Source organism: Sphingobium sp. FG58 (assembly GCF_057809055.1).
Genome location: NZ_JBMDJF010000004.1, coordinates 106,936 through 125,602, shown reverse-complemented (window position 1 = coordinate 125,602; position 18,667 = coordinate 106,936). Strand labels below are relative to the sequence as shown.

Sequence of the window (18,667 nt, the reverse complement as noted above, 5' to 3'; positions counted from 1 at the left end):
AGAGAGAAGGAGAGCTGCACCGCCATGGACACAGGGTTGACGCCGCACCGGACGCATGGCGATGAAGCCCGCCCCCTCCATGCCTGAGCCATACGACCTTCTGATCGTTGGCGGCGGCGTGAACGGCACCGCCATTGCCAGAGCCGCTGCGGTCGCGGGCCAGCGCGTGCTGCTGGTCGAGCAGGGCGATCTGGCGCAGGGGACATCGTCCGCCTCCACCAAGCTGATGCATGGCGGGCTGCGCTATCTGGAATATCATGAGTATAAGCTAGTGCGCGAGGCGCTGGCCGAGCGGGCGGTCATGTTGCGCACCGCGCCGCACATCGTCTGGCCGCTGGAATTTCGCCTGCCGCATATGCCATCGATGCGGCCCTGGCCGATCGTGCGGATGGGATTGTGGCTCTATGACCTGTTCGCGCTTGGTGGCGGCCTGCCCCGCTCGCGCGGCATCCGGCTGGATGATCCGGCGCTGGTGCAGAATGGCGGGCGGGGGTTCAGCTATTGGGACGGCTGGGTCGATGACGCCAGGCTGGTGGTGCTGAACGCGATGGACGCAGCGGAAGCCGGAGCGGAAATCCGCACCCATACACGGCTGGAAGCGGCGCAGCGGCAAACAGAGCAATGGACGGTGACGCTGCGCAACACGGCTGGCGACCATCAAGTCGTGGCGCAAACCATCGTCAATGCCGCCGGGCCATGGGTGGAGCAGGTGCTGCACGGTCGGCTGGGCCAGAATGACGGCAGCCATATCCGGCTGGTGCGGGGCAGCCATATCGTCGTGAAGCGGTGCTTGGCGGGCGACCATGCCTGGCTGCTCCAGCAACCCGATGGGCGGATCGTCTTTGCCATCCCCTATCTTGACGACTTTACACTGATCGGCACCACCGAAGTGACGGTGAACGACCCGACCGATACCGTGATTGCGCCCGCCGAGATCGCCTATCTGCTGGACGCGGCCAACCGCTATCTGCGCACGCCGCTGCGCGAGGAGGCGATCGTCGGCAGCTATGGCGGTATCCGCCCGCTGGTGGATGACGGGACGACGGCGGCCAGCGCGGTCAGCCGCGACTATCGGCTGGAACTGGACCGCAAGGGCGCGCCGTTGCTGAGTGTTTTCGGCGGCAAGATCACGACGGCGCGGCATCTGGCGCAGGCGGCGCTGGAGCGGCTGGGGATAGAAGGCGGCGACACGCGCGCGCGCCCGTTGCCCGGTGGCGATATCGCAGATTTCGGATCGTTTCTGGCGGATGTCCGGCGGCACTGGCCGTTCCTTGCCGAACCTGTCGCGCGGCGCATGGCCCATGCCTATGGCAGCCGGATCGGCGCGATTTTGGGTGATGCCAGCGCGCCCGACGATCTTGGCACTGACTTCGGCGCGGGGTTGCGCGCGCGGGAGGTCGATTATCTGATCCGCCACGAATGGGCGCGCAGTGCCGATGACATAGTCTGGCGGCGGACCAAATTGGGCTATTATCTTGATCCCACGCAGGTCGAACAATTGGACCACTATATCCGCGAGGCCATCGCATGAGCATCGTCGCCATCGACCAGGGCACCACCTCTACCCGCGCGATCCGTTTCGATGCGGAGGCGGCGATCGAGGCGAGCGCCAGCCGCGACCTGCCGCAACATTATCCCCGTCCCGGCTGGGTCGAGCAGGACCCGGAGCATGTCTGGCAAGGCGTGATCGAGACGCTGCGCGAGGTGCTGACCGATGATGTCGCCGCGATCGGCATCACCAACCAGCGCGAGACGATCCTGCTATGGGATCGCGCTACGGCCAAGCCGCTGCACAATGCCATCGTCTGGCAGGACCGCCGCACCGCCGACCGCTGCGCCGCATTGCTGGCCGATGGGGTGGAGCCGATGGTGCGGGCCAGAACCGGGCTGCTGCTCGATCCCTATTTCTCGGCGACCAAATTGGCTTGGCTGCTGGACACGATTCCCGGCGCGCGGGCGCGGGCCGAGCGGGGCGAACTGGCGGCGGGGACGGTGGACAGTTTCCTGCTGTGGCGACTGACCAGGGGGCGAGTTCATGCCACCGACCTCACCAACGCCAGCCGCACCCTGCTCTACAATATCATGACCGAGCAATGGGACGATGATCTGCTGCGCCTCTTCGCCATTCCCCGCGCATTGCTGCCGGACGTCCATGCCAACGCGCATATCTTCGGCATGACCGATCCGGCGATTACGGGCCGTGCTATCCCGATTGCGGGCATGGCGGGGGACCAGCAGGCTGCGCTGATCGGCCAGCGCTGCTTTGCGCCGGGGCAGATCAAGTCGACCTATGGCACCGGCTGCTTCCTGCTGTCCAACATCGGCACCGTGCCGACCCTGTCGGACAAGCGGCTGCTGACGACCATCGGCTATCGCATCGGGCAGGAGCGCGCCTATGCGATGGAAGGGTCGATCTTCATCGCGGGCGCGGCAATCAAATGGCTGCGCGACACGATGGGGATCATCACCAGCGCGGAGGATAGCGCCCGGCTGGCCGCCTCCGTCCCCGCCAACCATGGCGTTCACCTGATCCCGGCCTTTGTCGGGCTGGGCGCGCCGCACTGGCGGACCGATGTGCGGGCCTCGATCACCGGGCTGACGCTCGATACCGGCCCGGCGCATATCGTCCGCGCCGCGCTGGAGGCGGTCGCGTTCCAGACCTGTGACCTTGTCGAGGCGATGACGGGTGATGGCGTCGTCCCGCCCGCCATACTGCGGATCGATGGCGGTATGGCGACCAACGACTGGTTCGCGCAATTTCTGGCCGACATGATGGGATTGCCGGTCGAGCGGCCCGCCAATCATGAAAGCACGGCGCTGGGCGCGGCCTTTCTGGCGGGCATTACCGTCGGCCTATGGCCCGATCTGGCCGCGCTCGACCGGCTGCCGCGCGCGACACGATCCTTCACCCCTGCCACCGCCGCTGCGGACCGGGCAGCATCGCTGCGACACTGGCGCAGGGCCGTGCAACAGGCGCTGGCGACCGGCGTGGAGGCGAGGATGTGATGGCTATTCCGTCGCCCAAAAAGATGTGACTGCCCGCATTCGAACGAAGGGATGCGGGCAGACAGGGGATATGGCGCTGTGTAAGGAAGCGTCATGACACAGACGAACCCCCTGCTCGATTCCGGCCTTCACCCGCGCTTTGGCGACATTCGGCCCGACCATATCCTGCCTGCCGTTGAGACGGCCATTGCGCAGCATCGCGCGGCGATGCGGCGCTGTGCCGAGGCGCAGGGATATGACGCGATTTTCCTGGCGAAGGACCGCGCCGATGCGGCGCTTTCGCGCGTGTGGCAGACCGTTTCGCATCTGGTCGGGGTTGCGAACACCCCGGAATTGCGCGCGGCGCATGGCGAGGTTCAGCCGATGATCGACAGCTATTTTGCCGAAGTCGGGCAGGATCGCGCGCTTTACGACGCGCTGGTCGCCATTCCGCGCGACGGGCTGGGCGAGGCGGAGGCGCGCGCGCTGGCGCTGACCTTGCAGGGGTTCGAGCTGTCAGGCGTCGGGCTGGATGGCGCGGAGCGGGAGGCCTTTGCCGCCAACAGCGTTGCGCAGGGGCGGCTGGCGACCGAATTTGCCAATGCGGTGATGGACGCGACCGAAGCCTGGACGCTGCATGTGACCGACCCCGCAAGGCTGGCAGGTGTGCCGGAGAGCGACCGGGGTGCCATGGCCCGCGCGGCTGAGGCGAAGGGTCTGGACGGTTGGCTGATCGACCTTCATGCGCCGTCGGTGCGGGCGATTACCGGCTTTGCCGACGATCGCGATCTGCGCCGCACCGTTTATGAAGCCTATGGCACCCGCGCGTCGGACCAGGGGCCTCATGCCGGTCAGTTCGACAATAGCGACCGGATCACGCAATTGCTGGCGCTGCGGCAGGCCGCGGCGGGGCTGTTGGGTTATGCCGATCCAGTCGCTTTGTCGCTGTCCACCAAAATGGCGCGCGATGGCGAGGAAGTCGATGGGTTTCTGGTCGATCTGGCCCGGCGGGCGCGCCCGCACGCCGAGCGGGAGCTGGCCGAGCTGGCCGAATTTGCACAAGCGCAGCTGGGCATCGATACGCTGGAGCCATGGGATATCGCCTATGCGACCGAGCGGATGCGGCGCGCGGTCCATGCGCTGGACGAGGCGGAAATCCGCGCGCATTTGCCGTTGGCGCGCATATTGGATGGCTTGTTCGCGCTGGTGACCGAGCTTTACGGGGTGGACATTCGCCCGGCCGATGGGGCGCCGGTCTGGCATGAGGATGTGCGCTATTTCACGGTGCATGGCGCTGATGGTGCGCCGGTGGCCGCGCTCTATTGCGATCTGTTCGCCCGCGCGGGCAAGCGCGGCGGGGCGTGGATGGATGTGTGCCGCCCACGTTTGCGTGAAGCCGACGCCTTGCAAATGCCGATCGCCTATCTGGTGTGCAATTTCGCCAGCGGCAGTGCGGGACGTCCGGCGCATCTGACCCATCAGGAAATGGTAACGCTGTTCCATGAAATGGGGCATTGCCTGCACCATCTGCTGACACAGGTCGACGTGCCATCGGTTGGCGGCATATCGGGCGTCGAATGGGATGCGGTGGAATTGCCCAGCCAGTTCATGGAAAATTTCGCCTGGGAACCTGCCATGTTGCGGCGTGTGTCTGCGCATGAGGAGAGCGGGCAGCCGCTGGATGAGGCGATGATCGGGCGGATGTTGGCCGCGCGACGGTTCATGGGGGCGGTGGCGCTGCTGCGTCAGGTGGAATTTGCGTTGTTCGACCTGCGCCTGCACCAGTCGGCGGCACAGAAGGATGGTCCGTCGGTGCAGCAGATCGTTGCGGCGGTGCGGCAGGACGTGGCGGTGATCCACCCCCCGGCATGGCATCGCTTCTCCCACAGTTTCAGCCATATTTTCGCAGGCGGCTATGCGGCGGGTTATTACAGCTATTTGTGGGCCGAGCGCCTGTCCGCCGATGCATTCGAAGCCTTTGCCGAGGAAAAGGCGGATCGCGCCGCGCTGGGCGGCCTGTTTCGCGACCATGTGCTGGCGCGCGGCGGATCGCGCCCGGCGATCGACAATTTCGTCGCTTTCCGGGGGCGGCAGCCGGACTCGGCGGCGCTGCTGCGCGCGCTGGGACTGGCCGCCTGATCCTAGCGGGCTGATATGGCCTGAAAGCTGGCCCGCATCCGTGCGGGATCGGCCTTTCGACCGGTAAAATGCTCGAAGGCTCCTGCTGCCTGGAAGATCGTCATGCCGCTGCCGTCAAGAACGCGGCAACCGGCGGCGCGGGCTTCGGCCAGCAACTGGGTTTCGAGCGGAAAATAGACGATATCGGTCACCCATAGACGGGGATCGAGACAGGCCTGTGGAACGGCGCTGCCGGGATAGCCGACCATGCCCAGCGGCGTCGCGTTGACGATGCCGTCGGCGCTGCGGATCGCCTGCGCCAGATCGTCGCCCACGATCGCCCGACCATTGCCGTAAATGGCGTTGAGCGACGCGCAGAGCGTCAGCGCGCGATCCCTGTTGGGATCGAACAGCACCAGCTTTCCCGTACCCATGCCCATCAGGGCGTGCGCGGTCGCGGCCCCTGCCCCGCCGGACCCCATTTGCACAACCTGATCCAGGGGGGCATTGGGCAGGCCGGTGCGCAGATTTTCTGCAAAGCCGAAAATATCGCTATTATATCCGTAGCGGCGGCCATTGCGGAAGGCGACGGTGTTCACCGCGCCGATTTGTGCCGCCTGTTCCGACAGTTCGTCCAGATGGGCGATGACCGCCTGCTTATAGGGGTGGGTGACGTTGACACCGGCGAAACCGCACAGTTGCAGCGCCGCCAGCATCCTGTCGAGGTCCGCCTCCCCCAGCCCATCGGCGGCGAAATCGAACAGGCGGTAGATGAGGTTCACCCCCTGCGCTTTGGCTTCCTGTTCATGCAGCCATGGCGAGAGCGACCGCCCGATATCGCGACCGATCAAACCTGTCAGAAAGGATGCCATATGATGAGCCAAGGCTGAAATATCCCGTGCAGAAAATCCGCTCCCCGCCGGATGGCGGAGAGCGGGAGGGGGAGAGTTAGAAGTTGAACTTCGCGCCGACATAGAAGGAGCGACCGACCATGTCGTAGGTGCCCGCATCGGTGCCGTTCTGCGAACTGGCGACGAAAGGAATAGCCTTGTCGAACAGGTTGGTGATGCCGCCGCGCAGCTGGAAATTCTCCGTAATGTCGACGGTGGAGAAGATGTCGAACAGGTTATAGGGCTTGACCCCGACCTGTTCGGCCGCCGGTGTGGTGATGGCGCTGATGTCGCGCAGCTTGCCCTGATAGCGCCAACGCAGGCCAGCCCCGAAAACGTCCGAGCTGTAGCCCACCGTCGTGAGCGCTTTCCATTTGGGCAGCGGGCGGCCCGGCGTGCTGGTGCCGACGAAATCCTGCACCGCCGAGCCCGGCAGGGTCTGGACCTTATAATGGTTGAGCCAGCCGATTGCCGAGGAGGCATAGATTTTGCCGGACCCGTTGCCCATGCCCGCATCGGCAAGCTTGAGCGACCAGTTGACCTGCACATCAACACCATCCGTATCGAGCGCGCCCAGGTTCAGATAGGGTTGCGCGATGGCGACCAACTGGCCGGTCGGATCGCGCTGGATCAGCTGGCAGAATTCATTGCTGTTGGAATAGCTGCTGTTCGATCCATCGAGATTATAACATTTCGCCAGCACCGTCAGGCCGTTGATGGTCGAGATGACGTTGCGGATCTTGATATTGTAATAGTCGACCGAGAAGGAAAAGCCCGACAGCCAGGGCGACGAGAATTTGGGATTATAGACGAAGCCGACGTTGAAAGTATTGGCCTTTTCCGGGGTCAGGCCGCTATTGCCCTGGATATTGCCGCCGGTTGCGGTCGTAGCGAACTGATAGGCGTCGATCGCGGCGAGCGGGATGCCCTGGGCCAGACAAAGCCCTCGAACCTGCGCGCCATTGGCACCGGTGCGGGCGGTCGAGCGGGTATCGCAGGGATCGCCGATCGCGACCGGCGGGGTGCCGATGGCGAGTTGTGACCCGGTCACCGGCGAGAACAGCTCCCCGATATTGGGCGCACGGACGGCGCGCTGATAGCTGCCGCGGATCAGCAGCGATTCTACCGGCTGCCAGCGTCCGTCAAATTCGAAGCTCTTGACGCTGCCGGTCGGGTTATAATCGGAATAGCGGAAGGCTGCGCCGACACCCAGTTCGTAGAAGAAGGGGGTTTCGGACAGCAAGGGAATGTCGATCTGCGCCGCAAATTCCTTGACGCTGATCTGGCCACGGGCGGCAGCCGAACCAACGACGGCCTCGACATTGTTGGACACCAGATCCGCGCTGGGATTGAAGGCGTAGCTGTTCTTGCGATAGCCCGCCAGCAGCGCGAGCTGGACCGGACCGGCAGGCAGGTTGAACAGCGGGCCGTTCACCTGGCCCTGCACCTGCGTCTGGGTCAGCCGTTCGGTGCTGTTGACCGTGCTGGTCATGTAATCCTGGCACGCCTGCGACAGGCTGGTCGCGTTGGCGATGCCGAAGGGGTTGAACCCGCCAGCGCAGAGCGACGCGCCGCCATCGGCCGCGTTGAGCAGGGTCTGGACCCGCGATTTCAGCACCGCGTTGAACATCGACTGATTGTGGACAGTCTCATCATAGGAGGCGAAAGCGTCGAACTTCCATGATCCGGCCAGCGTGCCTTTCAGGCCACCCAGATATTGCTGGACGCGGTAATTTTCGTCCCACCCCTTGTCGGCGATGCCGACATAGCGCGCGCTCCAGCGGAAGGGCGCAGCCGGATTGGTGCGCGAGGCCAGCAGCGTGCGCAGGTCGGACGGGATGAAGGGGTTGGTGACCGGGATCGTCGTGAAGGGTGCAAACTGGGTAAGGCTGCCGCCGCTTTCGGTCGTCACGGTGGAATCGACATAGAGGAACTGGCCATAGGCGGTCAGCGCTTCGGTGATGTCGAATTCGCCCTTGGCGAAAGCAGACTTGCGCTCGAAGGCGTTGAGGATCTGAAGCTGTGGTCCCACCGGCATACGGACATTGCCGCCGATTACGGCATAGGCGCCCGTGGTTGGCCCCTGATAGTTGATCGCCCCGGTCTGGGTAAACAGCGAGCCATTATTGTTGAAGCCAAGGTTGAGCGTGCGGTTGATCGGGCTGGTGACGCCATATTGGGCGAACACGCCCGCCAGTGCCGCCTGGCTGGGCAGGTTGAGCGCGTCGGGAACGAAAGCGCCAGTGCCGATGAAAGAGGAAGGGACGCGGTCGGCGAAGAATGAGCGCTGCGAGCCGGACAGCGGATCGCGCTTGGCGTAGCTCAGCGCCAGCATCAGCCGACCGCGATCATCCGCAAATTTGGTGCCCAGCGCGAGCGAGGCGTTGAACTTGCCATAGTCGCCGCGGAACGAGTCGCCCTGCTGGATGTCGGCGCGAACGCCGTCAAAATAGCGGTCGGTCTTGAAATTCACGACGCCGGACATGGCGTCCGATCCATAGATGGCCGACGCGCCACCGGTGATGACATCGACCGATCCGATGATCGATTCAGGCAGGATGTTGATGTCGACATTGCCGTTAATGTCCGACAGCGGCAGGCGGCGACCGTCGAGCAGCACGAGATTGCGGTTCGACCCCAGCCCACGCAGGTTGAGCGTGGCGCGACCGCCCGCCCCCTGACCGCCAGTGCCGGCATTGCCCGACGGGGTGAAGCCGGGCAGCTGGTTGAGCGAATCTTCCAGCGTGATCTGACCGCTCTGCTGTACCAGCTCATCGGAGACGGTCACGATCGGGCTGACGGCGACATTATTGGGCCGCGCGATCAGCGATCCGGTGACGACGATATCGGCGGTGCTGGGCTGTTCCGGCTCTGCGGCGACCGGCGGAGTCGCGTCAGCAGCCGGTGCCTGCGCGATGGCGGGTGCTGCAAAGGCAGCCAATATCAGGGCCGTCGCCGACCCGCTCAGCCGCAGTCCCGTCAGAAAAGAAATAGTCATGCTCATCCTCCCTTATTATAACGAACTATTTAGTCCATTTCAGACCATGCCTCGTCGTGCATGGTGTCGTTCAATGCGTCATTCAGTCCATTTCCACCCGCTTCACATCGCCGACGATGAAGATATAGGCCGCGGCCCCGACCAGCGCGAGCGTGCCGATAAAGGCCAGTGCGCCATAGAAGGAGCCGGTCTGCCCCACGATCACACCGACCACGATCGGCGTGACGATGCCGGCCAGATTGGCGCACAGATTGAACACCCCGCCGGTCAGGCCGATATATTGCCGCGGCGCGACATCCGAAATGAGCGTCCAGCCCAGATTGACCATGCCCTGCCCGAAAAAGGCGACCGACATGATGGCGATGACGAGCGTGTTGCTCTGCACGAAATTGGCAAGGATGATGGTCGACGCCAGCAGCAGTCCGACGACGATCGGCAGTTTGCGGCCGATATTGGCCGATCCCGTGCGCCGGATCAGCATGTCCGACACATAGCCACCCAGCAGCACGCCCGCCGATGCGGCGATATAGGGCAATATGGCGAAGGTGCCGGACTTGAGCCAATCCATGCCCCGTTCGGTCGCCAGATAGGTCGGGAACCAGGTCAGGAAAAAGACCAGCGTCGAATTGCCGCAAAATTGCCCGATCGATGCGCCCAATATCTGGCGCTGCGATAGCAGCTTGCCGACATTGGCCCAGGAAAAGCGGACAGATTTCGCCGGGGCGGCGTCTGCCAGACCACCGCCCGCGCGGATATGGTCCAGTTCAGCGCTGTTGACGCGATGGCTGTGCTGGGGATCGCGATACCAGGCGTACATCAACAGGCCAAAGGCCAGACCGATGCCGCCAGCGATGATGAACAGCGCGCGCCAGCCCATGCTGCCGACCACCCAGAAGAGGACGGGGCTGAAGAAGGCCAGGCCAGCATATTGGCCGACGGCATAGACCGCATTGGCGCGGGCGCGCTCCTGCTGCGGGAACCAGCTGCTCAGGATGCGGCTATTGCAGGGGTAGCAGGGTGCTTCGGACATGCCGAGCGCCAGGCGAAAGCCGAACAACATGGTGACGTTGGTGGCGAGGCCGTGGAGAAGCGTGAAAAAGGACCAGAGGATCAGCGATCCCGCATAGGTGATCCGCGTGCCCAGCCGATCCAGCAGGAGGCCGCCGGGAATCTGGGACGCAGCATAGGTCCATGAAAAGGCGGAGAAAATAAGGCCCATCATTTCGGGCGAAATCTGCAATTCCTGCGTCAGCGACGGCGCAGCGACGCCCATCACGGCGCGATCCATATAGTTGAGCAGGGTCGCGATGCTGATCAGGCCAAGAACGCCAAAGCGCGCCCTGGTCGGACGAAGGACCGATGCGATGGTCATGCGGCCAACTGCCGCTGATCGAGCATGACGAGATGCCGCACGGCCAGCGCATAGCCGTCCGTGCCGAGGCCCGAAACGATGCCGGTCACGACCTGCGTCATGATCGAGCGTGAGCGCCATTCCGCGTCGCGACGATGGATGTTGGAGATATGCACTTCGACGACCGGACATTCGCACATTTTGAGCGCGTCGAGGATCGGATAGGCGGCGTAGGAGAAGGCGGCGGGATTGATGACGATGCCCGCCGCCCCGACCCGCGCTTCATGCAGCCAGCCGACCAGATCATGCTCGGCATTGCTCTGGCGGAACCGGATATCGAGGCCCGTTCGCTCGACTTCGCGCCGACAGGCCGCTTCGACATCAGCCAGCGTATCGCGCCCGTAAATCTCCGGCTCCCGCACACCGAGCAGGTTGAGATTGGGTCCGTTCAGGATGTGAATGCAACGCTGGCCCATAGCTGGCCTGTCCTCCCCGATGCGTCAGGATTGCACCCCGATCGCCATGGCCGTTCGTACGCCCACATTTTGATCAGTGCAAGCGAAATGTACGAACTGGTACATACAATGTCACGGCACGGCATAAGGCAGATCGCGAACCGCGATCCGATCGGCCTGATAAGAGCCAAGCCATAGCTGCTGTCCGACCAAAATGGCAGCAGAAACGCCGTTGAACTGCGGATCGGGCGGACCATAGGCCAGCATCGTGAGTTGATGGGCGACGGGATCGACCTGCGCCACGGCATAGCCGCGATGACATGTCATGCCATCGGCGACGCCGTCGATAATCCGGCGAACCCCGCCGCACGCCGGTTCGTCCCGCATCATCCCCGCCATGATCAGGCGGTCGCCATCCCAATGAATATTGTCCGGCATGAAATCCGGCACGGTCAGCCGCCAGAGCGGTGCGCTGCTGTCATATCGATCATAGCCCAGCACCTGCCGCAAACCGAAGGCAATGACATAGAAGCCGCTATCATCCCGTGCCGCCTCAAGACCGTTATTGCCAGGCAGTTGCGTTCCGGGCAGCAACTGGAATGCCGTTTCGCCGGGGCGGCGCTGGTAAACGCCGCCCGTCACCCGCCCTTCTACGAAGTCGGTGATGCTGGTTCCCGGCCGGGTCAGGACGGTCGCCAGCACTGTGCTGTCGCTATAGGTTGTGACGCTGTTGGCGACATGGCCCGGCGGCATCAGCAGACAGCCCTGCCATTGGAGCGCAGGTATCTGCCTTGCGTCGCCAAAATCGACGAAAAAGACTTCGATCGATTCGCGTCCGCCATGATTGACCACATGGAGCAGCGCCTTGCCGGGAGCGACGACACGCAGGCTGAGGCCGCGCGTGGTGAACTGTGCGGGCGCAGGCGGCTGGTCGCAATCGGGCAAGGCAGGATCGCGGGCGATCTGATCGGCGTGGCCGGTAAACCAGATGCGCGCGCTCTTTTGGCGGGTATCGACCAGTTTTAGCCCTGCCCCTTTGGCAAAGCCGCTAGCGATCAACCAGGGCGTATCGGGGATATGGGCGAGATCTTCGGGCTTGTCCGCGCCGCAGACGAAAGAAAATTGCGCCGTCGCTGCGCAGGCGGTTGGCGGATTGACCGCGCGGGTCGGCGTGTCGGGCAGCGTCGTGCAACTGCCCAATAAAATGGCCAGTATCGCGGCCTTGGCGGCGTGCTTCATGTGACGCGATAGACGCGGATGCGCACCGATGGCTTGGGCGCATCATCTGGGGGTGGCCCCAACGTGCCGATGAAAATCGCCTGATTGAGCCAGGCATGAGGTCCATCGGGCGCCTCGAAACTGGGGACGGTCCGCAGATAGCGTTCCGGTGCGCCCGCGACGCGGCTGTTGGTCAGGCCGACATTGCGGACATGGATCAGCGTGCCATCGTCGGCCCGCATCATATAGTCCGCCTCTATCACGGTCCAGTCATCTGCCCGCTGCAACTGCCAGTCCGCGCCGCCCGACAGCACTGTCCCACGGATGCGCGGCCCGGCAAAATGTCCGCCGGTTATGGGGATGCGGCGACGGGTGCCGAGCGGCGTCCTGCCGACCTCCATCACAGGCTCCAACGTCACGATCGCTTCATAGACGAACGCCAGTCCCGGCGCGTCCGTTGCGCCTGACACCGCGGCACGGACAAGAGTCGGCAGCAGCAGCGGCGTAGCCATGCCGAGGCCCAGCACATGCCTGCGTGAATAGTGGGTCATGACGCGCTCCCTCAATCGCGAACCCGCGGCCGGTCCAGCGGCGCTGCTGGCGGGGGCGGGACTGCTGCCTTGAGCAGTGGCAAGGCGGCATGGTGGGGCCAGTCGATCGTCCCCCCCGGATCACCCAGCAGGCGCATTTGCGGGCGCTTGGCCTGAAATATCGGCCAATCTGCGCCGGGCTGGCCAGTACTTGCGAAGGACAATAAAGCCGCCATCATCGCGTCCGACAGGGCGTGATCCTGCGCCGTCCAGTCGCGGGTGACGCGAAAGCGGTTGAGGCTGTCCAGCGTCCCAAGCCAATAGGGCACGTCCCCGGTATGATAGGCACCGACCGTCGCCGGGTCATGGTCTGCAAAGCTGACGCCGGGCCGATAGGGATGCACGCGTGTGAAGAAAAAGGGATAGACCGGTGCCTTGCCATAGGTCGCCTGCGCCCTTGCCCAATCGGCCATTTGCGCGCCGACGCTGGCGTCGCGTTGCAGGTCGCGGAGCGCGCGGCGGGCCGCTTCATCGGTTTTCGCCGGATAGTGGGTGAGGATTTGCGCGGCGGTTTCAGGGAAGGCTTTGCGCACGGCGGCGGTATAATCGGCCATGCTGTCGACTGGTCCCAGCGCGCGGAAACTTTCGTCGCGGGTGAAGCCGATCATCGCAGGCACGTCATTCTGCTGGCCAGCCGCAAAGCTGGCGGCTGGCAGGGATTGCACAATCTGCCCGTCCAGCACGACCGGGCGACGCGGGACGGTTGCCGCCACGCTGATGAGGCGATCTGCAGGCATGTCGCGCATCGCCTCGATCGACGACGCACCGAGCGCCTGTTGCAAAGCACGTCCTTCCTGTTCCGCCTGCGCCAGCGGAACCGGCGCCATCATGTCGCCGAAGCTCGCCCCGCTCATGCCGACCACGCGATGGAACAGGCCGCGCGCGGCCGGGCTTGATTGCAACAGGGAGATGGACATGGAGCCAGCCGACTGGCCGACCGATGTCACCTTGCCGGGATCGCCGCCGAAACCGGCGATATTGCGCTGGATCCAGCGCAGTCCGGCGATCTGGTCCTTCAGGCCATAATTGCCCGAATGACCTGCGCCCTCGACCGTCAGATCGGGATGGGCGAGAAAGCCGAGCGGGCCGACGCGATAGGCGATCGCGACATAGACCACGCCTTTGGCCGCGAGCGACGCGCCGGAATAATTGGCCATCGATGCCGAACCGACATTGAACGCGCCGCCATAGATCCAGGCGATGACGGGATAGGGCTTGCCCGCAGGAGCGGGTTCGGGCGGCGCCCAGATGTTGAGGTAGAGGCAATCCTCGCTGGTCGCCTCTTCACCAAAATAATGGTTGATCGAACGGCCGCGCAAGGGCTGGATACATTCGGGCGCAAAGCGATCGGCGTTCCAGACACCGGTCCAGCCTTCATGCGGACGGGGATCGCGCCAGCGCAGGTCGCGCACTGGCGGAGCGGCAAATGGCACGCCCAGCCACGCCCGCACCCCCAACGGCAGGGTGATACCACCAACCAGCCCGGCATCGGTTTGGACCGGTGAGCCAGCAGGCCGTTCCACCACCTGCGCCCGCGCGTTCTGGTCGCCGATCGGGAGGGCAAGAGACAGCGCCACGGCTGTCCAGAAGCGGCCCATCATCGGCTATCCTTAAGCCGGGCGTCGAAAAAGCGGAAGGTCAGGTCGAGTGCACGGAGCGATGCCGCGCGGGTCGCGGCTTCGTTGGTGCCGATCCAGCTATGGCCGACCCCGGCGATGATATCGAGCGTGACGGGAACGTCTGCGACCTTGAGCTTCGCGGCCAATTCCTGCGACTGCGATACCGGCACGACACGATCCTCCGTGCCATGGATCAGCAGCATGGGCGGGTCTTTCCCATCGACATGGGTCGCAGGACTGGCGGCCGCGACACGATCCGCCGGGCAACTGGCCTTCTCGCAATCGAGATAGGCATTTTCGGCCTGCGGGATGTTGGACTTGGGCATGGTTGCGAAGTCATAGACGCCGTACCAGCCGACCCCGGCCTGGACGCAATCCGACTGGGTGGCATTGGCCTTGTCCGCGCCAGCAGGAGCAGCGCCACAGTCCAGCGCGGCCAGCGCGGCCAATTGTCCGCCCGCCGAACCGCCCCAAACGCCGACGCGGCCAGCATCAATACCATAGGTGGCCGCATTGGCTTTCAGGAAGCGGATGGCGGTGCGGACATCGTCGATCGCGGCGGGAAACGGGGCTTCGCGCGACAGGCGATATTCGAGCGAGGCGACGACATAGCCGCGCGCGGCAAGGTCCGCCAGGACCGCGGGGAAGTCACTGAACGCGCCGGACTGGCGGGTATGCCCGTTCATCCAGCCACCGCCATGGATATAGATGACGAGCGGCTGGGGGCTGCTGGCACCGGTGGCGCGATAGAGGTCGAGCGTGATCGGGCGATAGCCGGGAATGGTGGAAAAGACGATGTCGGTGCTGGCGGTGACGCCGCCCGGAAAGGCCACGCGCCGTTCGGGCATGGGATCGCCCAGCGCGGGTTCGGGTGCCGTCGGCGGTGCGGGGGTGGATGGCGGCTGGGCGTGGGCAGCCCATGCGACCGTGCTGAGCAGAGCTGCTGCCACTGCGTTGAAAGTCGGCTTGCGCATCCGCTTCTCCTCACCTGCTAGTTTTATGTGCTAACTATTTCGTACATTGTTATCCAAAGATGGGTTGCTGCGCAAGGGCCAGCAACCTTCTGACGGGCGGTGCGCCGATCAGGCCCGGCACCAGCTTTCGATAATGTCGATCACCGACATGCGGCGACGGCCTAGCGCCTTGGGTGATGTCATGTCCCGGTCGAAGCCGAAGGCAAAGGTGTAGCGGTTCGATACATTATAGAAGCATAGCGCGCTGATGGTCATGTGCAGTTCGACCGGGTCTATGCCCTCGCGAAAATGGCGGCTGGCGACCCCTTGGGCCAATATATCGCGCAGATTATCGATCACCTTGCGGTTGCGTTCGCGGATGCCCGGTATCTCCCCGACATGCGCGCCGCGCAGAATATTCTCGTTCATGACCAGCCGGACAAATTCGGGATGCTGGATATGATAGTCAAAGGTCGTGGTGATGAGATCGCGCAAGGCTGCATCCGGGGGCAGATGATCGCGCCGGACGGCGGCATCGACTTCGCGCACGGCGGTATAGGCCCGCTCCAGGACCGCGCGATACAGCCCCTCTTTGCCACCGAAATAATAATAGATCATCCGCTTTGACGAATTGGTGCGTTCGGCGATTTCGTCGATCCGCGCGCCGCTCAGTCCCTTGTCGGCAAATTCGACGGTGGCGACGTCCAATATGTTGCGCCGCGTCTCCTCGGCCTCCGCCGTGCGCGCGCTCGCCCCACCTTCGATTGCCGTCAGGGCCGCCTTACCCACTCCGCCTGTCCTTCTCGTCAAACCGTCATCAACCCGGCATATCGTCCCTGAAACGCGACTGGGCCGCCAGCCTTATTGTCGCATTACCCGCGCCATAGCCATCATAACCACGCCGTTCGACAAATTCGAAGAAGAAACGCTTGGCAAAGGCGCGGCTGTAGAATTGGAAATATTCCTGATCGCCTACCCGGTCGTAGAGAATGCCCGACGCGGCCATGCGCGCGACGAGTGCGGGGTCCAGACTGAAGCGCGCGGCCAGATCATCATAATAGTTGGCCGGGATGTCGAGCAGTTCCAGCCCGCGCGCCACCATCGCTTCGCGGGTGGCGAATATGTCGGCGCAGGCAAAGGCGATATGCTGCACCCCTGCCCCCATATAATGGTGCAGGAAGCGGGAGGAGAGTGTCTGTGCCGCTGCCGATCCGTTGAGGGTGATGCGAAAGCCGCGATCCGGGGACTCCACCGCCTGGCTATGGACGATGCCCAGCGGATCGGCGATTTCCAGTTGCGGCGTCTTGGTCACGTCGAACAGCGCGAAATAATAGAGCAGCCAGGACAAGAACTCCTCATACCCCATGGCCTGCGCGATATGGTCGATCCGGTCCAGACCGGCATCGGCCGGCGCCGCCTCGGTCACAGGCACAAATTCCTGTGCCCAGACTGCGTCCTGCGTGCCGGTTTCGATGAAATAGATCAGGCTGCCACCCACGCCGCGCACCGACGGAATCTGCATTTCGTCGGACGCCACCGCCTGTTCAAAGCGGGCAATCCGCAGCGCGCGCGCCCGATCGAGAGCGGAGGCGACGTCTGTCACCCGAAGGCCCAGCGCGCAGACCGATGCGCCATGGACGATGTCATGGCTGTGGGCGAAGCCTTCGGTTTCGCAATTGATGACCAGGTTGATCGCCCCCTGCCGCCATCGCGTAACGGCCTTGCGGACATGGCGTCCGACCAGGGTGAAGCCCATCGCTGACAGCATGTCGGCCAGGACCGGTGCCTCGCTTTCGCTGGCGGCGAACTCGATAAATTCCACCCCATCGATCTTGACGCGCGGGGCGATGGCGGCGGGCCGGGCGGAGAGGCGGCGCGCCTCATCCTCCACCATGCGGAGCGAGCGATAGCCGTCGAGCGCGACCCCGGAGGATGAGCCGGCGCGGAAGCGGTCGTTGAAGATTTCCAGCGACAAGGGGCCATCATAGCCAATGTCGAGCAATGCGCGCACATAGTCCGCAATGGGCAAATCGCCCTGCCCCGGCATGTTGCGGAAATGGCGGCTCCAGTAGAGATAGTCCATGTCCAGCGCGGGCGCGTCGGCGACCTGGACGATGAACAGCTTGGCCGGATCAATCGCAGCAATGCTGTCGATCGGCACGCGGCGTGCGAGCGAGTGGAAGCTGTCGAGGATCAGGCCGATCGCGGGATGATCGACGGAACGGACAATCTCCCACGCATCGCGATGATCGAATATATGGCGGCCCCAGGCGAGTGCCTCATAGCCGACCCGTAAACCGCGACTGCCTGCGCGGGCACCGAGTTCTGAAAAATCGTCGATGATCCGTTGGCGATCGCCCAGCGCTTGGGGTGAGACGTTCGAGCAGACTAGCACCAGATCGGTGCCCAGTTCCTGCATGATGTCGAATTTGCGTTCGGCGCGGTCGAAGGTCTTGGCGCGCAAATCGCCGGGCATCCCTTCAAAATCGCGAAATGGCTGAAACAAGGTGCAGACTAGGCCATGATCGCGGATCATCGCGCCGACCTCGCGCGGCGATCCGGCATAGCCGATCAGGTCATTCTCGAAAATCTCGACACCGTCGAACCCGGCGGCGGCAATCGCCTGCAACTTGGTATCGAGCGTCCCGCTGACGGAAACGGTCGCGATGGACGTCCTCATATGATGGCCCTTCTCTGCATCCTCGCGGATCATGTACCATTTAGTACAATGAGAGAGAAGGGGGAATCATGATGCTATTGTTGCGACGATCCATCGATCGGATCGCCGCAGTCAGGATCACGCCGCCTTATGTGCCGATCTGGCGCAATATCTCGTCCGCTTCGGGCCGGTCCAGCCAGTCCGGGCTGACTGCAAGCCAGCGAACCACCCGCCCCGGCCCCACCAGCAGGACGGCGGGTTGCGGCAATTCCCAGCTGCCCGTCCCGGTGACCTCGCCGATCCAGCCGGCAGGCGGGGGAGATGGGCGATCGTCGGGCCGGAAGGCGATGCCCAGTTCCCGTGCGAGGCTGTTGTCCTCATCGGTCGCGACCGGAAAGGGCAAATCGTGGCGCTTACGGATCTCGTCCAGGCGATCGGGCTGCTGGGGGCTGAGCGCGACGAGCGGAATGCCCCGGTCACGCAGTGCGGGGTAGAGCGTATCGGCATAATGGGGCAGCGCGATATTGCAGGCCGGGCAACCGGCGAAGCGGAAGAAGATCAGCAGCGCCGGGCCATTGGCGGTCAGCGTGTCGAGGCTGAGCGGATCGCCATTGGCCTGGGCGAAATCCTGCGGTGGCAGGATGTCGCCGACCTGCGCCACGGCAGCAGGATCGAACCGTTCGCGCAGCAAGCGCCGCTGGCGTGCGTTGCTTTCCAGTTGCGCGGGTGGCCAGCTGCGCGCCCGCTCTGCCTGCAAGGCTTCAAATCGCGCCTTGAGTGTGTCCTTGAGGATCGTCGCCATCATATTCTCCTTCCCGCAACACCCCTAAT

At 64.0% G+C, this 18,667-nt stretch carries 14 protein-coding genes; 3 read left to right on the top strand and 11 right to left on the bottom strand.

Annotated elements, in window-relative coordinates:
* Nucleotides 1-79: 79 nt before the first annotated feature.
* From glpD to ACODR8_RS07145, 3 genes are all read left to right on the top strand, one after another.
* Nucleotides 80-1,531, top strand: coding sequence for a glycerol-3-phosphate dehydrogenase (glpD, locus tag ACODR8_RS07155; protein ID WP_489006591.1), 1,452 nt, complete (start codon nt 80-82; stop codon nt 1,529-1,531).
* Nucleotides 1,528-3,006, top strand: coding sequence for a glycerol kinase GlpK (glpK, locus tag ACODR8_RS07150; protein WP_489006590.1), 1,479 nt, complete (start codon nt 1,528-1,530; stop codon nt 3,004-3,006). The genes glpD and glpK overlap by 4 nt, the downstream gene beginning before the upstream one ends.
* Nucleotides 3,007-3,099: 93 nt before the next feature.
* Nucleotides 3,100-5,124: a M3 family metallopeptidase gene (locus ACODR8_RS07145; protein ID WP_489006589.1), complete on the top strand. Its 2,025-nt coding sequence runs from the start codon at nt 3,100-3,102 to the stop codon at nt 5,122-5,124.
* A 2-nt stretch (nt 5,125-5,126) separates the two neighbouring features.
* On the opposite strand, the gene ACODR8_RS07140 is transcribed toward ACODR8_RS07145, so the two are convergent.
* The 11 genes from ACODR8_RS07140 to ACODR8_RS07090 form a co-directional block, all read right to left on the bottom strand.
* Nucleotides 5,127-5,975, bottom strand: a complete 849-nt coding sequence (locus ACODR8_RS07140) for a shikimate dehydrogenase (protein WP_294135511.1) — start codon at nt 5,973-5,975, stop codon at nt 5,127-5,129.
* Nucleotides 5,976-6,051: 76 nt separating this feature from the next.
* Nucleotides 6,052-8,991, bottom strand: coding sequence for a TonB-dependent receptor domain-containing protein (locus ACODR8_RS07135; protein WP_489006588.1), 2,940 nt, complete (start codon nt 8,989-8,991; stop codon nt 6,052-6,054).
* A gap of 82 nt (nt 8,992-9,073) precedes the next feature.
* Nucleotides 9,074-10,363 (bottom strand): MFS transporter, encoded by a 1,290-nt coding sequence (locus ACODR8_RS07130; RefSeq protein WP_489006587.1) that lies wholly within the window; start codon nt 10,361-10,363, stop codon nt 9,074-9,076.
* On the bottom strand, nt 10,360-10,818 hold the full coding sequence (locus ACODR8_RS07125; RefSeq protein ID WP_489006586.1) for a type II 3-dehydroquinate dehydratase: 459 nt from the start codon (nt 10,816-10,818) through the stop codon (nt 10,360-10,362). Before ACODR8_RS07125 ends, ACODR8_RS07130 begins: the two co-directional genes overlap by 4 nt.
* A 111-nt stretch (nt 10,819-10,929) precedes the next feature.
* Nucleotides 10,930-12,036, bottom strand: coding sequence for a hypothetical protein (locus ACODR8_RS07120; RefSeq protein WP_489006585.1), 1,107 nt, complete (start codon nt 12,034-12,036; stop codon nt 10,930-10,932).
* A complete protein-coding gene (locus tag ACODR8_RS07115; protein ID WP_489006584.1) occupies nt 12,033-12,566 on the bottom strand; it encodes a DUF3237 domain-containing protein in 534 nt (177 codons plus the stop codon). Before ACODR8_RS07115 ends, ACODR8_RS07120 begins: the two co-directional genes overlap by 4 nt.
* Nucleotides 12,567-12,577: 11 nt before the next feature.
* Complete coding sequence (locus tag ACODR8_RS07110) at nt 12,578-14,206, bottom strand: carboxylesterase/lipase family protein (RefSeq protein ID WP_489006583.1); 1,629 nt, start codon at nt 14,204-14,206, stop codon at nt 12,578-12,580.
* A complete protein-coding gene (locus ACODR8_RS07105; RefSeq protein WP_489006582.1) occupies nt 14,203-15,198 on the bottom strand; it encodes an alpha/beta hydrolase fold domain-containing protein in 996 nt (331 codons plus the stop codon). Before ACODR8_RS07105 ends, ACODR8_RS07110 begins: the two co-directional genes overlap by 4 nt.
* A 108-nt stretch (nt 15,199-15,306) precedes the next feature.
* Nucleotides 15,307-15,966, bottom strand: a complete 660-nt coding sequence (locus tag ACODR8_RS07100; RefSeq protein ID WP_489006581.1) for a TetR/AcrR family transcriptional regulator — start codon at nt 15,964-15,966, stop codon at nt 15,307-15,309.
* 28 nt (nt 15,967-15,994) lie between these two features.
* The gene (locus ACODR8_RS07095) at nt 15,995-17,857 is read right to left on the bottom strand and encodes a bifunctional sugar phosphate isomerase/epimerase/4-hydroxyphenylpyruvate dioxygenase family protein (RefSeq protein WP_489006580.1); all 1,863 of its coding nucleotides are present in this window, start codon (nt 17,855-17,857) and stop codon (nt 15,995-15,997) included.
* A gap of 127 nt (nt 17,858-17,984) precedes the next feature.
* A complete protein-coding gene (locus ACODR8_RS07090; protein ID WP_489006774.1) occupies nt 17,985-18,638 on the bottom strand; it encodes a peroxiredoxin-like family protein in 654 nt (217 codons plus the stop codon).
* Nucleotides 18,639-18,667 lie beyond the last annotated feature (29 nt).